This window comes from Paraburkholderia sp. UCT70, from assembly GCF_050434085.1.
In the GTDB taxonomy this organism is placed as follows: domain Bacteria; phylum Pseudomonadota; class Gammaproteobacteria; order Burkholderiales; family Burkholderiaceae; genus Paraburkholderia; species Paraburkholderia tuberum.
Genome location: NZ_JBNPVZ010000003.1, coordinates 186,725 through 202,449, shown reverse-complemented (window position 1 = coordinate 202,449; position 15,725 = coordinate 186,725). Strand labels below are relative to the sequence as shown.

Below are 15,725 nucleotides of genomic sequence, written 5' to 3'. Positions count from 1 at the left end.
CCCGAGTTGTCGCGCCCATACCTCGACGGAAAGAATGCGCCCCGTCGGGCCGTTGTCGTCTCATGCTTCGGTCCGAAGAGTACGTAGCGTGGCTGAATTCAAGCTTAAACAATGCCAAGATGAGAACGCCTCGCCGGAACGGAGATTCGGCGGCGCCCAATCGGAAAACCTCGCAGAATAGCATTCAATCCGTCGCGAAGCGGTTGAACATTGGACGGTCGTTTGGCGGGATAATAATAAAGTGCCCTCGGGTCACTGCGGTTCACAGCGAATATTGCTGCATCGCACTACGCAACATGTCGGTTGGCACCAACCTAATCGTTAATCAGGTAGTGAAAACGGTTTGACGCGGACTTTCTTGTGTCCCATTAGCCGCGTGAAAATCTGCCTTGTCCTGCATCTCAGCCGGTAAAGTTAACCTACACTCCAGGCGCCTCGGCACCGCGGCCTTGCCCCCGGTGCGTCTGCCGAAATCGCGCGACGCGTGCAACCGGTGAGGACTCGTCGCGGCCCGCGCAGGAGAAGAACATGCGCGCGCTCGACATCATGACTTCTTCGGTCATTACCGCCAGAGCCATCTGGAGTCGCCGAGTGTGATTGCGACGATGTAGCTGGCGCACCGTGTACGTGCCGAACTTTCCCAGCTTGACTGCGGGCGGCGCGGTTTAAAACCGCGCCGAGTTCGACCATTTCCTGATCACGATTTGAAGGTCGCCAATTGAGCAGCAAGTGAGACGAAGGATGCGATCGTCCCCGCTGCGCGTTGCGAGGAGATACTTGCTCCATGGCGGAGAAAGCGGCTGTTATTGAACGTCAGTCCGCAATCTCCGGCTCGACCAGCTTCGCCAGTTGCGCGAGCGACTCCTGCCAGCCGAGGTAACACATCTCGACCGGAATCATCTCGGGGATGCCTTCCTGCACGATGTTCAGTTCGGTCCCGCACGACACCTGCCGCAACGAAACGGTCGTGTGCATCTGACCGGGCAGATTCGGGTCGTCGAAATGGTCCGAATAGCGGATCTTTTCGAACGGCACCAGTTCGATGTACTCGCCGCCGAACGAGTGCCCCTTGCCCGAGCCGAAGTTATGAAACGACATCCTGTAGGTGCCGCCGACGCGCGCATCCATCTGATGCACGTCGCAGGTGAAGCCATACGGCGGTAGCCATTTCGCCATCGCGGCGGGTTCGAGGAACGCGCGATAGATACGCTCGGGCGTCGTGCGCAATACACGGTGGAATTTGACGGTTCCGGTAGCCATGATGAGTATGCCTTTCACTGGAGGGGTTGAACATACTGTCACGACGCGCCCGCGTTGCGGGAATCGACACGCACGAGACCAGGCAAAACCCGTAGACGGTTGACACTCGTTTAGCAGATGTATCGCCACATACGGACTGCGTTGCGGTCGAAGCGTCCCCGGTCGCCATAGCGTCCCCGTCCGTTTTAGATGATCGATGATTGCAACCCGCGCCTTCTTTTCGCCTAGAGAGAATCAAAGGGACTTCCCCGTCCCGAGGCTACGGCGGAAGCCGCGAGTCGGCATCAATGTGCCAAGATGAAGTTGCGAATGTTCATCGACACCAGCGAGAAGGGAGTCCATGCCTATTGTCACCATCGGAATCGATCTTGCCAAGAATGTATTCGCCGTTCACGGTGTGGACGAGACCGGCAAGGCGATGCTGATCAGGCCGCGTGTGCCGCGCGATCAACTGGCGACGTTGATTGCACAGCTGCCAGCGTGCCTCATCGGAATGGAGGCTTGCTCCGGTGCGCATCACTGGGCACCCGTGTTCCAGCAGCACGGCCATACCGTCAAACTCATGGCGCCCAGCCTTGTTGCGCCTTATCGCACGTCCGGCAAGCGCGGCAAGAACGACGCGGCGGATGCTGCTGCCATCTGCGAAGCAGTGACGCGTCCGACCATGCGTTTCGTGCCGCTGACGGACGAACATCTGCAGGCGACGCTTTGCGTGCAACGGACACGACAAGGTTTCGTCCAGGAGAGGACCGCGACTTACAACCGGTTGCGAGGCCTGCTCCCGGAATTTGGCGTGGTGCTGCCACAGAGCCCGGAGAAGTTGCGCAGGTACATCACCGAACATCTGGACACATTGCCAGGCTGGGCGAAGCGCAGCATCAGCGATCTGCTTGAGCATGCCGGCAATATCGAAGATCGCCTGCTCGGATACGACCGTGCGATCGCCAAGATCGCGCGTGAGGATACACGCAGCAAGAGGCCAATGCAGTTGCGCGGCATCGGCCCAACCACGGCCAGTGCGTTGCTCGCCAGTATCGGTGCCGGGCACGACTTCAGAAACGGCCGGCAGGTGGCAGCCTGGATCGGACTGACGCCCGGTCACAATACAGCAGTGGCGGTAAGGCGCGGCTGGGCAGCATTACGAAGGCAGGCGACGTCTGTTTGCGCGGCCTGCCGGTCAACGGCGCCCGCGCCGTCATTGCCAGTCTCGGCGAGAAACAGGATCGCTTCAGCCGGTGGGTCCGAACCTTGGTCGAGCGCCGGGGCTACTGGCGGGCCGCCATCGCGATTGCTGCAAAGAACGCGAGATTGGCGTGGGCCTCACTGAAATATGGAGATGACTTCAAGCTCGAACCAGTGACCGACTGATCTCGATTTGGATTTATCGATCACTCGGCAATTGGACACGGACGCGGACATCACGAGCACGTAGAAACGATCACTTTGCACTGCCAGCGGTGATGTGAAGCGGGTGGGACCCGCGCGGGGTGGACAGCGTCAAGCAGCACGGCCTCCTTCCTGCTACAGCGCAAAGCGCTCCCTCCACGCCCGCAGCGCCGGCATGATGGCAAGGTCGCGGTGGCGAAGAGCAACCAGCGCTGGTGCTTGGACGGCTTTGAGTTTCGTTGCGACAACGGTGAGCCGCTGCGTGTCACGTTCGCTCTGGATTGCTGTGACCGTGAAGCGATGAGCTGGGTGGCGACAACTGGTGACCACAGTGGCGACGTGGTGCGTGACGTCATGCTGGCAGCCATCGAGACGCGCTTTGGCAACGTCTCGAAGGCACTGGCTGAAATTGAATGGCTGACGGACAACGGCTCAGGCTACACGGCGGAGAAAACCAGGACCTTGGCGTCCGACATTGGTTTGAAACCGGTGACCACACCGGTGTGCAGCCCGCAAAGTAACGGCATGGCAGAAAGCTTCGTGACAACGATGAAGCGTGACTATGTCGCCTTCATGCCGAAGCCAGATGCCGCAACCGCCGCGCGCAATCTCGCCGTCGCGTTCGAGCATTACAACGAGCAGCACCCTCATAGCGCGCTGAAGTACCGCTCGCCACGCGAGTTCAGGCGCAGGACCGATTCATCAACTCAAGTGTGAGGCGGTGTCCGGAGGTACAGGGGCAAATCCACGTACGGCCATAAAACATAATTCGTATTACATTTGGACAAGACCCGCTGCATGATGGCCGAAACTGACGGTGTGATGCGCCCCCGAGAGCACCCGTGTCCCACTATTCTCATCGTCATGGCAGCGTTCTCCACATCTCGAATGGGAGAAAAATGATGCAAATGTTCGATGTGTTGACTTATGTTGCTCATACCTTGCGTGCGGGAGAGCGCGTAGCTGCTGCCTCTATTCTCTGCGTCGCCGTCGAGATAATGCTGCCGTATGGCAAGGTGTCGTTTGCATCACGCGCGCGCGGCATTCTATTTCACATTTGTTATTTGTTTATAGGTGGGCTTTTCTTCGAACTTTATCATTCTGTAATCGTCGCACTGCATCTCCGACCGCTTTTCTCGATATCGCTTGACGGCGTATTGGATTCGCCGCAGCCAGTCTGGCGCGCCACCGGCATCGCCCTTGCTATCGCTGGGACGATAATGATTGGTGATTTGCTGTACTACTGGTTCCATCGCGCGCAGCATACGTTCGGTTTCTTATGGCGGTTCCACCAGGTCCACCATTCGATTCGCGAGATGAATGCGTGGAACTGCAATATGCATGTATCGGAGGAGTTGCTCCGTCCCCTCGTTGTCACGCTTCCAATGGCACTACTGATCGACTTCCATCCTCCTTTCCTATGGTCGTTGGTTGGCATGGTGATACTCATTCAAGGCACCTTTGAGCACGCCGATACACGCATCAGCTTTGGCCCGATTTCCTATCTGTTCGCAGACAATCGGTTTCATCGAATTCATCATTCAGTCGAGTTGCGCCATTACAACCGAAATTTCGCTGCAGTCGTGACCTTATGGGACGTATTGTTTGGGACCGCACACTTCCCGAAGAAAGGCGAATGGCCCGAGGTCGGTCTTGACTACACTGATGAACCTGACGGTCTGGTTGATTATCTGCTGATGCCATTCACCGTCAGGCTACCCGCCACCGCTGTACCAGACCCATCCCCACGGAGTACGGAGTGATGTCCCCACTCGCAACGACACTCGGATCGCGGCTTGCCGATGCGAAAAACAGGCCATCGGGTTTCGACTACTTGCGTCTCGTGCTCGCCGTCCTCGTGGTCGCGAGCCACACCATTAACGTCTGTTATGGTCACAAGTTCACTCAAGCGGTATGGTCCGGGCCTGCACGAGCACCGCTCGCGCTAATTTTGCCAATGTTCTTCGCTCTGAGCGGTTTCCTGGTTGCTGGCAGCTTCGAACGTTGCCGCACAATCGTTTCCTTCTGCGGACTGCGGGTGCTGCGGCTGCTACCCGCATTGGCGGTCGACACGCTGATCGCCGCATTGCTGATCGGGCCGTTCTTTACCACGCTTCCACTTCATCAATATTTCACTGATCCCGGGTTCCGGGCGTACTTCCTGAACATTCTCGGAGACGTCCATTTCGCGCTGCCAGGTATGTTCGCCAACAATCCCTGGCCGGATGCAATCAATCAGCAATTGTGGACGTTACCCTACGAACTAGCCTGTTACGTCGCATTGACTATTGCGTCGTATGCCGGCATGGCACAACGACCGCATCTTTTACTCGCCGCATCGATTGGTGCGAACGTCTTACTCGTTGCGCTTGCGAACCGTTCCGGTTCGGCTGGTACGACCGTACACGGACCGATGCTCGTTCTCTGTTTCTTCTATGGCGTTTGCGCGTACCAGTTCCGCAACCGGATCGTCTGGAGTTCATGGCTCTGTGTGCTATCTGGCCTCGTCGCAGTGATTTGCCTATCCGTTCGCGGCGCGGATTACTTCGCGGCGCTGCCCGCCGCCTATCTGACCGTCTTTCTCGGACTCACGCAACCAAGACGCCACCGCTTTGTCGCAAGCGGTGACTACTCATACGGCATCTTTCTTTACGGTTTCCCGATACAGCAAACTGTGGCCGCGATGCTTGCCCCGGCCGCCCTCACCTGGTACGTTCATTTTCCGATTTCCCTCGCCCTCACACTTCTCTTTGCAATGATGTCGTGGCATGGCGTCGAAAAGCGTGCCCTGAAACTGCGCGGCTTGCTAGACCGTATCGAAACCGGTGCGTTGCATATTGCCACCGCCGTGCCGGGGGGGCGATATCTCGTACCGGCGCCCGCGGTCCGAATCACGAAGTCGCCGACCCTCGAATGATCGTCAGAAGGCGGGGAGAGGTAGCCGCAGAGATTCAGGTGGGGCAAGAGAGAACTATTGGAAGGACCGCGAAAGGAGGAGAGCCACAAAGGAAGGTCATGGGCATCGACTCGACACATCAAACTGCAATCAAAGCTTTCGTGTTCGATGTCTTCGGAACCGTGGTTGACTGGCGAAGCGGCGTCGCGCGCGAAGCGCAACCGTTTCTGCAGCGGCACGCGCCGAATCTCGACGCATCCGACTTCGCGGACGCATGGCGACGCGAGTATTCGCCCGCGATGGAAGAAGTACGTAGCGGACGCAGACCGTATGTGCGTCTCGACGTGCTGCACCGGGAAAACCTCGTCAAAGTGCTGGCGCGTTTCGGCATCGCCAACGTTCCCGAGCCGGAGATCGATGAGTTGAACCTGGCCTGGCATCGGCTGGACCCCTGGCCCGATGCCGTCGACGCATTGCAGCGCCTGAAGGCGCGCTTCATCATCGCACCGCTATCCAACGGCAACATTCGCCTGATGGTGGACATGGCAAAGCGTGCCGGTCTGCCCTGGGATGCCATTCTCGGTGCCGAAGTCGTCCGCGCTTATAAACCCTCGCCGCTGGTCTATAGCGAAACGGCGGAAATTCTCGGCATTGCGCCACGCGAATTATGCCTCGTGGCCGCACATAACAACGATCTCGCCGCTGCCCGGCGCGTCGGCTTGAGCACCGCGTTCGTCGTGCGGCCCACCGAGCATGGCCCTCAACAGACGAGCGATCTGAAGGCGGACGAGGCGTGGGACTTCATCGTCGACGATCTGCACGAACTCGCGACGCAACTAGGCTGCGCGCGCTGACGCAAACCCGCGCAAGGCGACGTACTGCAACAGCATGATCGTCTTGCCGTCGATGATTTCCCCTACGTCGACCGCTCGCAACGCGGCTTGCAACGGCATTTCCATCACCTCGAGATCTTCCCCTTCATCCTCGACGCCGCCGCCGTCGTTGACCCGCATCGACGCGTCGTACTCGCCGACATAGAAGTAGAGCTTTTCGGTTACGGATCCCGGGCTCATGTAGGCCTCGAAAATCTTGTGGACCTGACCCACGCGATACCCCGTTTCCTCCTCGACTTCGAGCCGGATGCGTTCTTCCGGCGAAGCGTTGTCGAGCAATCCGCCCGGCGCTTCGATCATCATGCCGTCGTGACCGTTCACGAACGCGGGCATGCGGAATTGTCGCGTGAGTATCACGTTGCCGGTGCGCGGACTGTGCAGCAGGATCGTCGCGCCGTTGCCGCGATCGTAGGTCTCGCGGTTCTGCCGCTGCCATGTGCCATCGCGACGCAGGAAGTCGAACGTCACCTTCTTCAGCGTGTACCAGTCGTCGGATAGCAAGGCCGTTCCGACGATGCGAACCCGGTCTTTCGTTGCGGTCATGGCGCCTCCTGTCGATCATCGACAATGATTCATGGTATCGTGCAACTTCGTGCAATTTCAAGATATTTCGTGCAATGCAATGTTGACGACCCAACGCAAGAAAGCGATCCTCGACGAACTCGCGCGCAACGGGCAGGTCCTGGCAGGCGAGCTGAGCGCGGCGTTTGGCGTGTCGGAAGACACGATCCGCCGCGATCTACGCGAACTGGCCGCGGAGGGGCGCTTGCAGCGGGTCCACGGCGGCGCGTTGCCCGCGTCGGTGGCGCTCGCGTCATTCGAGCAGCGTCAGGACATCGAGACGCTCGCCAAGCGGCGCATCGCTCGGCGAGCGGTCGAGCTGATCGCGCCGGGGCAAACCGTGATCGTCGACGGCGGCACCACGTCGGCGCTATTGGTCCAGGAGTTGCCGTCCGATTTGCACGCGACCATCGTCACGCATAGTCCGAGCGTCGCCACGGCGCTTGCCGCGCATCCTTGTGTCGAGGTGATCCTGATTGGCGGCCGGCTTTACAAACATTCGATCGTGGCCGTCGGCGCCGCGGCGATGGAAGGCATTTCGCGCATCCATGCCGACCTGTACTTCATGGGGGTGACCGGCGTGCATCCCAGCGCTGGGCTGAGCACCGGTGACTTCGAGGAAGCCGCGATCAAGCGCGCGCTCGCCGCACGGGCGGCGGAAACGGTCGTGCTCGCGTCGTCGTCGAAACTGAACGCCGCATCGCGGTTCGTGATCGGCGAGATCAAACTCGCGCAGACCATCGTGGTCGAGAAGAAGACCAGCGCGGAATTGACGAAGCCGATCGAAGCGGCTGGGGTCACTGTGGTGAGAGCGTAGGGGTGGCGAGGTCGCCACCCGGCGCGCTCAATCGTCCATCGGCCGATCGTTAGGCATTACCGAGCTGATCGCGCTGACGTTTCTGCCCCGCCTCGTGCGCGAGATCAGGCTCGCGTATCCGGCGGTGTCGTTCGAGCCGGAAATCGACGTCAGCACGAAACTGACGTCGCGACTCTTCGCCGGCGAAATCGACTTCATCATCACGCCGACCCCGATCCGCACGCCGCGCTTCACATCGATACCGCTGCGCAAAGCTGCATCTCGCGTGGATGGCCAGCCCGTCGCTGGTCGGCGACGCGCGCACGTTCTCGCTCGACGAGATCGCCGCGTGGCCGATCCTGATGCAGGCCGGCACGTCCGGCGTCGATGCGATCTACGAGCGCTGGTTCGAGTCGAACAATGTATCGATACGCCGTGCCTTTGCGGGCAATAGCCTGATCTCGCTGTGTTCGTTGACGATCGCGGGAGTCGGCGTCAGTTATCTGCCCGCGCTTTATTTCGCCGAATTCGTCCGGCAAGGCGAGCTCGCGGTACTGTATTCGCAGCCGGAACTGCCGCCGGTAAGGTACTACGCGGTCTATCGCAACGACGGGCCGCAGCGGCTCTATTCGCACGTCGCAAGCCTCATGCGGGAGTTCTGCGATTTTTCGAAGCCGGCGTTTCATCCGCGCGCGCCCGCTTCCGAACAAAGATAAAACAGGCGACTTTTGAAGTGCTAGGATGACGCGCGCAACCCGGCCTGTTCCACGAAGCGACACTGCCGGGTTGCCGACACGATGGTGAAATCGTTGCGTTGTGCAGCCTGATACTCAAGTACAGAGGAGACACTCAATGAAACTTTCGAAGCTGCTTATAAACGCGTTGGCGCTCTCGGCTCTCAGCTTTACCGCGGTCGCGGCTCATGCCGAAGATCTGCTCGATTCGGTCAAACAGGCCGGAGTCCTGAAGATCGGTCTCGAAGGCACCTATCCGCCGTTCGACTCCCGCAACAAGGACGGCGAGCTCGAAGGCTTCGACGTCGATGTCGCGAAAGCCGTGGCGGCGAAGCTCGGCGTAAAGCCGGTATTCATTCCGACCGAGTGGAGCGGCATTATCGCGGCGCTGCAAGGCGGCAAATTCGACGTGATCATCAATCAGGTCACCATTACCCCGCAACGCAAACAGGTTCTTGATTTCAGCCAGCCGTACACGTACTCGGCCGCGCAGCTGATCCAACGGGCGGACGACAAGCGTGAGTTCAAATCGCTCGACGAATTCAAGGGCGACAAGAAGATCGGCGTGACGCTCGGCACCAACTACGACCAGATGGCGCGCGCGGTACCTGGCATCAACGTGCAAACTTATCCGGGTGCGCCCGAGAAACTGCGCGATCTCGCCGCCAGGCGTATCGATGCGACGATCGACGACCGGCTGATGCTGCCGTACATCATCAAGAACTCGCAGTTGCCGTTGCGTACGGGCGCGGTGCTGAAAGGCGCCGAGCAGGAAATGGGCATCCCGTTCCGCAAGGACAATCCGAAGTTCGCGAAAGCACTCGACGACGCGCTGACTCAAATGAAGCAGGACGGCACGCTCAAGAAAATCTCGATGCACTGGTTCGGCACGGACGTGACTCAGCCTATCGCGCAGTAATTTTCTCGTTGTTCTCGCGTACCCGCGCCGACCTGCCGAATGGTCGACGCGGGTACGCCGCTTGCTCGCTGAGCGGTTTTCTGCCGCGGAATCGCTCGCGATCAACGCTTCCGTTGCTTCGAATCACGAAGCAAGCGCGGGTACGCCATTACGCGCACCTTCTCCCTCGTTCATCACGTTTCATTCTTCATGCTGAATGCATGCACGCTCTGCTGCGCCGCAGTTGCCTGATGCTTCGAAAGCGTGCGATGCTTTCGGAGCCATTGATCCGGCCACCTCGTGTCGGACTCGCATGTCGCCGGGAGACGACCTCGAATGGCACGCGATGAGACCAGTGAAATGCCCACAACCTTGGAGGCATCATGAGCATTCAATCACTGTCTCGCAGCCGCAACGCATCAACCGCCCATCTCTTCCCCAGCTCAAGTAAGTACTTCGTGCCGTGGCGTTCGCCGATCACGCTCGGCGTCGCCTGCATCGCCTCGCTCGTCTTCGCATCCGCGAGCTGTCTGGCCGATACCCAGGTGGGCGCCACGCTGCCGCCGGCGCCCGACATTCTGTACGGCGATCTGTTCGTCGCCGTGCAAACCGCGCAGATCTTCGCCGACCAGAAGACGTTCGTCGACGCGACGCCGAATGGCAATCCCGCCGCGATCGTCCAGCTATACGAAACGCAGAAGAACCAGCCCGGCTTTTCGCTGCAGAAATTCGTCAACCAGTACTTCACGCCGCCGCCCGATCAGAGCATCACGCCGCCGCCGAACCAGAGTCTGCGCGAGCACATCGACTGGCTCTGGAACGGCCTCACGCGCACGACGACGAGCGCGCCCGACTACAGCTCGCTGATCCCGCTGCCCAAACCCTACGTCGTGCCGGGCGGCCGCTTTCGCGAAGGCTACTACTGGGATACCTATTTCACGATGCTGGGGCTGCAGGAGTCCGGACGTGAAGATCTCGTCGACGATATGCTCGACAACTTCGCGTACATGATCGACACGTTCGGCCACATACCGAACGGCAATCGCACGTACTATCTGAGCCGCTCGCAGCCGCCGTTCTACTCGTATATGGTGGAGCTCGCGGCGCAAAGGGAAGGCAACAAGGTTTATCAGAAGTACCTGCCTGTGCTGCGCAAGGAGTACGCGTACTGGATGCAAGGCTCGTCCAGCACGCCGCGCGGCGGCGCTACGCGCAATGTGGTCGTGCTCAACGATGGCACCGTGCTGAACCGCTACTGGGACGATCTGGACACGCCGCGCGACGAGTCGTACCTCGAGGACGTGCAGACCGCGCAGGCGAGCGGCCGGCCGGCCAACCAGGTCTACCGCGATCTGCGCGCGACCGCCGAAAGCGGCTGGGATTTCAGCTCACGCTGGTTCGGCGACAACCAGACGCTCGCAACGGTGCGCACGACATCGATCATCCCGGTCGATCTGAACAGCCTGTTGTTCCATCTGGAGACGACGATCGCGCGCGGCTGCTCGGAGACACGCGACTTCCGTTGCGTCGCGCAGTTCATCGGCTACGCGGCGCGGCGCGCGGAAGGCATCAACCGCTATCTGTGGAATCGCAACGGCTACTACGGCGACTACGACTGGCAACTCGGCAAGTCGCGCGACAACCAGACACCGGCGATGCTGTATCCGCTGATGGCCGGCGTGGCGTGGCCCGATCGCGCGTGGAAGACCGCCCGGACCGTGGAGAATGTGCTGCTCAAGCAGGGCGGCCTCGCGACGTCGACCTATAACACCACGCAGCAATGGGACGCGCCGAACGGCTGGGCGCCGTTGCACTGGATCGCGATTCAGGGCCTCAAGCGCTACGGACGCGCCGACCTCGCGCAGCCGATCGGCACGCGCTTTCTCGCGGACGTCGAGAACGTCTACAACACGCAGCACAAGCTCGTCGAGAAGTACGTCGTGGAAGGCGCGGGCGAAGGCGGCGGCGGGGGTGGCGAGTATCCGTTGCAGGACGGCTTCGGGTGGACCAATGGCGTAACGTTGATGCTGCTCGATCTGTATGGCAATGGGCAGTGAGTCCCCGCGGCATCGTCAAGCGAGTGCCGTGCGGCTAGTCCCAATGGAAGCAGAATGATCTGGCTCGCCAATATTGTTCTCGTGCTGCACGCGCTGATCGTGGTGTTTATCGTCGGCGGACTATTCGCCATCTGGATCGCCCACGGTTTGCGACTTCCGTGGGCGCGCAATCGCACATTCCGGGCGGTACATGTTCTCGCCATCGGTATCGTGGCGAGCCTTGCGGTGCTCAATGTGCCGTGCCCGTTAACCGTTCTGGAGGATCGTCTGCGCACGGGAACGGCCGGTCCGCAAGGCTTCATACAGCGCTGGGTCAGCGCCTGGCTGTATTACGATTTTCCGGGCTGGGTGTTTGTGGTCGCCTATGTCGCGTTCTTGCTGGCGGTGATTGTTACGTGGTACCGAATTCGGCCACGAGCGTGACGGGCGTACCGGCGCCCCGCTCGCCGAAGCGATCGACGCCGCCCGGACGGAAATTCCCCAGCCTGCTCTTTTTTTAATTCTATTGAAGACGCGTTTTCACCGGTTAAATTTACCATTCAGTTATATTTATCGAACGCAATTAATTCCGACAACATAGCCACGAAAATCCGCAGTTCGTCGTCGCCATTCAATGCAATTCGGATAAATCCGCCAGCGTTTTTCTGCCCCCCGTGCGGCGGCGACCGCGCCAGCGCTCGATCGCAAAGCGCTACTCCTCCACAAGATCCAACTTTATTCTGAATCGCATAGTTGCCGCTTGATTCTTGACAAGACCGCATTTCACAACCTATTTTCACTCTTGCTGTAAGCATCGGAAAGATTCAATTTTTAATTTCCCTTGAAATGTCGAGATAAATCGACAGGGAATTCCTTTATCCATTCAATTAGCAATTACAGAAAGCGAATGGAAATATTAATGCAAGTATTTTGAATTAATGCATTGCGAAAAGCTGTCCATGCAACCGCTGCGTGCCATCGAGTGCGGTGCGGGTTATTCGATCTCCAATGCGCGCGACCGGCGAAAAGCGGCCTTTGTGTAGCGGTATCACTCACCAGGGAACGAGATGAAACCAGACAGAAGGAGTACCGAAGATGGTCGCGTCCGTCGTCATGGCCGGCTCGCCGCGCTAAGCGCGCTGACACTCGGAATCGTTATGCTCGCCGGATGCGGCGGCAGCGACGGAGGTTCGTCGGCGTCGGCGGTGCCAAGCGGCATGGCGCAGGTCGCCAATCAGGCGCAAGCGGCGTCGGCGCCGCAGACGCCATCCGCCAATCAGCCCTACACCGATCTCACCACCTATTCGACGAGTGCGACGTCCGGGATAGCCGCGTCGCTGGTCGCGGAGAAAGCGGCGATCATGCATTACCAATGGACGTCCGGCAGCACCACCGTCAATTACACGACGACCACCGGCCACCTGACCGCAATGGATCTGACGAGCGGCGCACCCGAAGCGACGATGTCCTACGTGGCCTACACGGCGCCGAGCACGAATGGCAAACCGCGCCCCGTTACGTTCGTCTATAACGGCGGGCCGGGTTCTTCGTCGATCTGGCTGCGTCTCGGATCGTTCGCGCCGACGCGCGTGGCGACCACCGATCCGCTGCTGAACGGCACCAGCTGGCCGAACTATCCGCTTGTGAACAACACCGAGAGCCTGATCGACACGACCGATCTCGTGTTCATCGATCCGCCGGGCACGGGCCTCTCCGAAGCGATCCTGCCGAACACGAACCAGACCTACTGGAGCACCGATGCCGACGCGAACATCATGCGCGACTTCATCATCCGCTACCTGACGGTCAATTCACGCAGCAGCTCGCCGATCTATCTGTACGGCGAATCGTACGGCACGCCTCGCACCGACATCCTCGCGCTCGCGCTCGAATCGGCCGGCGCGCATCTGACGGGGATCACGCTGCAGTCTTCGATCCTGAACTACTTCGCGGACGCGATCGAGGCGGTGGCAATCACGGGTTCGCCCGACCAGCTCGCGCTCGAAACCGATACGTTGAGCGGCTACATGCCGGGCTATGCCGAGGTCGCGGCGTACTACAACCAGGTATCGCCAGCGCCAGTGAGTCAGGCGACCTACGCGCTTCGCAGCGAGGCGTTCGTGACCGCCAACTACAACCTGTTCAAGAATTATTCGCTGTACTGGACCTTGAGCCAGCTCGGCGCGCCCACCTACGCGGGACCGCCGAACTTCCCGCCGACGTGGCTGGAGAGGGTCTGGGACGCCGAATCCGGTCTCACGTTGCAGGCGATGCAGGGCTACTTCAACATCAATCCGTTCAACATCACGCTGGTGCCGGGCTCGACGATAGGCCGCTACGATGGTCGCGTGTCGTTGCCCAACTCGGACTCGCGTCTGCAGAGCGACGGCGACCCGTCGGACATCCTGATCTCGCTGCCATTCACCAATGCGTTGGCGACACAGATGCCGGATTACCTCGGCTACACGGCGCCGAACGCGGCGTACATGCCGCTGAACGACGCGATCATCCAGGTGTGGGATTTCTCGCACGGCGGCCAGCCGCTGCCCGACACGATCCCCGATCTGCTCGGCGCGCTAAAGCTGAATCCGCAACTAAAGGTGCTGGCGGAAAACGGCTTCCACGATCTCGCCACGCCGTTCTTCAATACCGAGAAGCAGCTCGCGCGGCTCAAGACGGTCCAGGGTCTCAACCCGAATCTGCAGGTCAACTTCTTCCAGGGCGGACATATGATTTATCTGGATGACGTGGCGCGCCCGCAGATGAAGGCGGATCTCGCGGCCTTCTATGGTGGCACGCCGATAGCCGGCGCGCTGACGCTCGCGACGCTGCCTCCGCCATGGGCCGACGAAGCGTCAGCCGCTACGCCGACGAGCGAGGCGGTCGCCGCGGCCGCGCCCTGATCGATGGTGGTTTCGCTTCGCGCGAAACCCTCTGACTACTTTTTATGGCGAATGATCATGTCTTCAATCGATATCTTGCGACGTGCTCTGGCGTTGATCGTCCTCGGTGTGATCGTCGGCAGTGCGCATGCGTTGCCGCCTCAGCCGGTGGCGCCCGTGACGCTACCCAACGGCGGACACGGCGTGGACGGTCCGTTCTTTCCTCATAACCGTGCCAACGCGGTCGCGCCGACCACCGGCTCGACGCTGCAGCAGCAGGCTCAGCAGCGCGTGGAGAACAGACTGGGCGCGAAATCGGTGCTCAGCAACGGCTCGTCGATCACCAAGGCCCAGGCGCAAAGCAATGGGCTCGGCTATATCGCCAGGCATTTTGACGAGATCGATACCGCGCATTCGGGCCGCGTGACGTTGAACGACGTTCGGCAGTATCTGCAGCAGCATCAGCAGTGAGAGTCCAGTAGTCCAGTGGTCCGGGATGACGGCTGGCGGTGCGTCGCGATCGTGCGACGCACCGCCGGCCGTATGCGGCTGCGCGCCGCGCCCGCGCGCGGCGGATCGCTCACGCTCACTTGCCCGTTGCCGCCTGGATCATCTTCCATCCATTGCCCGCCGGATCGCGAAAGCCCGCATCGACGCTGCCGAAACGATCCACCGGCTCCTGCGTGAATTCCACGCCGCGCGCCTTCAACTGCTCGTAGCTCGCGCGACAGTCGGCAACGGACAGCACCAATGGCGGCATCGCCCCCTTCGCGACCATCGCGCGCAGCGTTTGCGCGGTCGCTTCATCGTGGACCGGCGGCCCCGGCGCGAACAGTCCCAACTGGAAAGACGGCTGTTCCGGGTGCTGGACCGTGAGCCAGCGGTAAGCACCGTTGCGCACGTCGGTGTGGACGCGAAAGCCGAGTTTGTCGACGTAGAACGAAAGCGCCGCATCCTGATCATCGACGTACAAACCGACCACATTGATACCCTGATTCATGACTCCTCCCTCGCTGGTTGAGGGTTCGACTGTATCGCGGGCCACGCGGCGGCGCTTCTCCAAAACTGCGATCGGCAGGTTCGGGCGTTTGCCCGGCCTTCGGCACGCCGGCGCGCCGGTTCAATGCAATTCGTTGAATTCGACGCGCCCGCACTTCATAACCAGCGGGATGCGCTCGCCCTGGCCCGTCAGACAAGTCAAGTCGCGCAATGGATCGCCGTCGACTACCAGCACGTCGGCGTAGGCACCCGGCGTCAGGCACCGGCAGCATGAAGGCCAGCACGGCGGCATCCATCGCATCGAAGACGTAGCCGAGTCCTCCCAGCCATAGTAGTTTGCGATGAAAGCTCGAGTACGGCAGGCGCTCTATACGGGCGGGAATC

Annotated in this window: 13 protein-coding genes and 4 pseudogenes; 13 read left to right on the top strand and 4 right to left on the bottom strand. The window is 60.3% G+C overall.

From position 1 onward, the window contains the following. Positions 1–813 precede the first annotated feature (813 nt). Positions 814–1,260, bottom strand: coding sequence for an SRPBCC family protein (locus OKW41_RS18665; protein WP_018422638.1), 447 nt, complete (start codon positions 1,258–1,260; stop codon positions 814–816). 340 nt (positions 1,261–1,600) lie between these two features. Between OKW41_RS18665 and OKW41_RS18660 the strand changes: the two are divergent. The 5 genes and pseudogenes from OKW41_RS18660 (at position 1,601) to OKW41_RS18640 (ending at position 6,396) form a co-directional block, all read left to right on the top strand. Beyond that, positions 1,601–2,628 (top strand): annotated as a pseudogene (locus OKW41_RS18660) (IS110 family transposase). 144 nt (positions 2,629–2,772) lie between these two features. Continuing rightward, positions 2,773–3,363 (top strand): annotated as a pseudogene (locus OKW41_RS18655) (DDE-type integrase/transposase/recombinase); the annotation flags it as partial. Positions 3,364–3,545: 182 nt separating this feature from the next. Beyond that, complete coding sequence (locus tag OKW41_RS18650; RefSeq protein ID WP_429573550.1) at positions 3,546–4,409, top strand: sterol desaturase family protein; 864 nt, start codon at positions 3,546–3,548, stop codon at positions 4,407–4,409. Further along, positions 4,409–5,563, top strand: coding sequence for an acyltransferase family protein (locus OKW41_RS18645; protein ID WP_429448697.1), 1,155 nt, complete (start codon positions 4,409–4,411; stop codon positions 5,561–5,563). The genes OKW41_RS18650 and OKW41_RS18645 overlap by 1 nt, the downstream gene beginning before the upstream one ends. A 98-nt stretch (positions 5,564–5,661) precedes the next feature. Continuing rightward, a complete protein-coding gene (locus tag OKW41_RS18640; RefSeq protein WP_429573549.1) occupies positions 5,662–6,396 on the top strand; it encodes a haloacid dehalogenase type II in 735 nt (244 codons plus the stop codon). Here the strand turns inward: OKW41_RS18640 and OKW41_RS18635 are convergent. After that, a complete protein-coding gene (locus OKW41_RS18635) occupies positions 6,379–6,978 on the bottom strand; it encodes an NUDIX domain-containing protein (protein WP_429573548.1) in 600 nt (199 codons plus the stop codon). The genes OKW41_RS18640 and OKW41_RS18635 overlap by 18 nt on opposite strands. 79 nt (positions 6,979–7,057) lie before the next feature. On the opposite strand from OKW41_RS18635, the gene OKW41_RS18630 reads away from it, so the two are divergent. The 8 genes and pseudogenes from OKW41_RS18630 to OKW41_RS18595 all read left to right on the top strand — a co-directional run bounded on the left by OKW41_RS18630 (position 7,058) and on the right by OKW41_RS18595 (position 14,813). After that, positions 7,058–7,813: a DeoR/GlpR family DNA-binding transcription regulator gene (locus OKW41_RS18630; RefSeq protein WP_429573547.1), complete on the top strand. Its 756-nt coding sequence runs from the start codon at positions 7,058–7,060 to the stop codon at positions 7,811–7,813. Between the two features lie 94 nt (positions 7,814–7,907). Further along, positions 7,908–8,003: pseudogene (locus OKW41_RS18625) on the top strand (hypothetical protein); the annotation flags it as partial. A 79-nt stretch (positions 8,004–8,082) separates the two neighbouring features. Beyond that, complete coding sequence (locus OKW41_RS18620) at positions 8,083–8,508, top strand: substrate-binding domain-containing protein (protein ID WP_429573546.1); 426 nt, start codon at positions 8,083–8,085, stop codon at positions 8,506–8,508. Positions 8,509–8,644: 136 nt separating this feature from the next. After that, positions 8,645–9,445, top strand: a complete 801-nt coding sequence (locus tag OKW41_RS18615; RefSeq protein ID WP_429573545.1) for a transporter substrate-binding domain-containing protein — start codon at positions 8,645–8,647, stop codon at positions 9,443–9,445. A 362-nt stretch (positions 9,446–9,807) separates the two neighbouring features. Then, complete coding sequence (gene treA, locus OKW41_RS18610; protein WP_429573544.1) at positions 9,808–11,481, top strand: alpha,alpha-trehalase TreA; 1,674 nt, start codon at positions 9,808–9,810, stop codon at positions 11,479–11,481. A gap of 54 nt (positions 11,482–11,535) precedes the next feature. Then, positions 11,536–11,904: a DUF2784 domain-containing protein gene (locus tag OKW41_RS18605; protein ID WP_429573543.1), complete on the top strand. Its 369-nt coding sequence runs from the start codon at positions 11,536–11,538 to the stop codon at positions 11,902–11,904. Between the two features lie 623 nt (positions 11,905–12,527). Then, positions 12,528–14,363, top strand: a complete 1,836-nt coding sequence (locus tag OKW41_RS18600) for a S10 family serine carboxypeptidase-like protein (protein WP_429573542.1) — start codon at positions 12,528–12,530, stop codon at positions 14,361–14,363. 51 nt (positions 14,364–14,414) lie between these two features. After that, on the top strand, positions 14,415–14,813 hold the full coding sequence (locus tag OKW41_RS18595; protein ID WP_184005432.1) for a 2-oxoglutarate dehydrogenase: 399 nt from the start codon (positions 14,415–14,417) through the stop codon (positions 14,811–14,813). A gap of 115 nt (positions 14,814–14,928) precedes the next feature. On the opposite strand, the gene OKW41_RS18590 is transcribed toward OKW41_RS18595, so the two are convergent. Further along, a complete protein-coding gene (locus OKW41_RS18590) occupies positions 14,929–15,342 on the bottom strand; it encodes a VOC family protein (protein ID WP_184005430.1) in 414 nt (137 codons plus the stop codon). A 120-nt stretch (positions 15,343–15,462) separates the two neighbouring features. Further along, positions 15,463–15,600: pseudogene (locus tag OKW41_RS18585) on the bottom strand (amidohydrolase family protein); the annotation flags it as partial. Positions 15,601–15,725 lie beyond the last annotated feature (125 nt).

Coding starts and splice junctions, on each gene's coding strand:
- OKW41_RS18600 (WP_429573542.1), top strand. CDS start 12,528: ATGAAACCAGACAGAAGGAGTACCGAAGATGGTCGCGTCCGTCGTCAT.
- OKW41_RS18620 (WP_429573546.1), top strand. CDS start 8,083: ATGGCCAGCCCGTCGCTGGTCGGCGACGCGCGCACGTTCTCGCTCGAC.
- OKW41_RS18605 (WP_429573543.1), top strand. CDS start 11,536: ATGATCTGGCTCGCCAATATTGTTCTCGTGCTGCACGCGCTGATCGTG.
- OKW41_RS18650 (WP_429573550.1), top strand. CDS start 3,546: ATGATGCAAATGTTCGATGTGTTGACTTATGTTGCTCATACCTTGCGT.
- OKW41_RS18595 (WP_184005432.1), top strand. CDS start 14,415: ATGATCATGTCTTCAATCGATATCTTGCGACGTGCTCTGGCGTTGATC.
- treA (WP_429573544.1), top strand. CDS start 9,808: ATGAGCATTCAATCACTGTCTCGCAGCCGCAACGCATCAACCGCCCAT.
- OKW41_RS18645 (WP_429448697.1), top strand. CDS start 4,409: ATGTCCCCACTCGCAACGACACTCGGATCGCGGCTTGCCGATGCGAAA.
- OKW41_RS18630 (WP_429573547.1), top strand. CDS start 7,058: ATGTTGACGACCCAACGCAAGAAAGCGATCCTCGACGAACTCGCGCGC.
- OKW41_RS18615 (WP_429573545.1), top strand. CDS start 8,645: ATGAAACTTTCGAAGCTGCTTATAAACGCGTTGGCGCTCTCGGCTCTC.
- OKW41_RS18665 (WP_018422638.1), bottom strand. CDS start 1,260: ATGGCTACCGGAACCGTCAAATTCCACCGTGTATTGCGCACGACGCCC.
- OKW41_RS18640 (WP_429573549.1), top strand. CDS start 5,662: ATGGGCATCGACTCGACACATCAAACTGCAATCAAAGCTTTCGTGTTC.
- OKW41_RS18635 (WP_429573548.1), bottom strand. CDS start 6,978: ATGACCGCAACGAAAGACCGGGTTCGCATCGTCGGAACGGCCTTGCTA.
- OKW41_RS18590 (WP_184005430.1), bottom strand. CDS start 15,342: ATGAATCAGGGTATCAATGTGGTCGGTTTGTACGTCGATGATCAGGAT.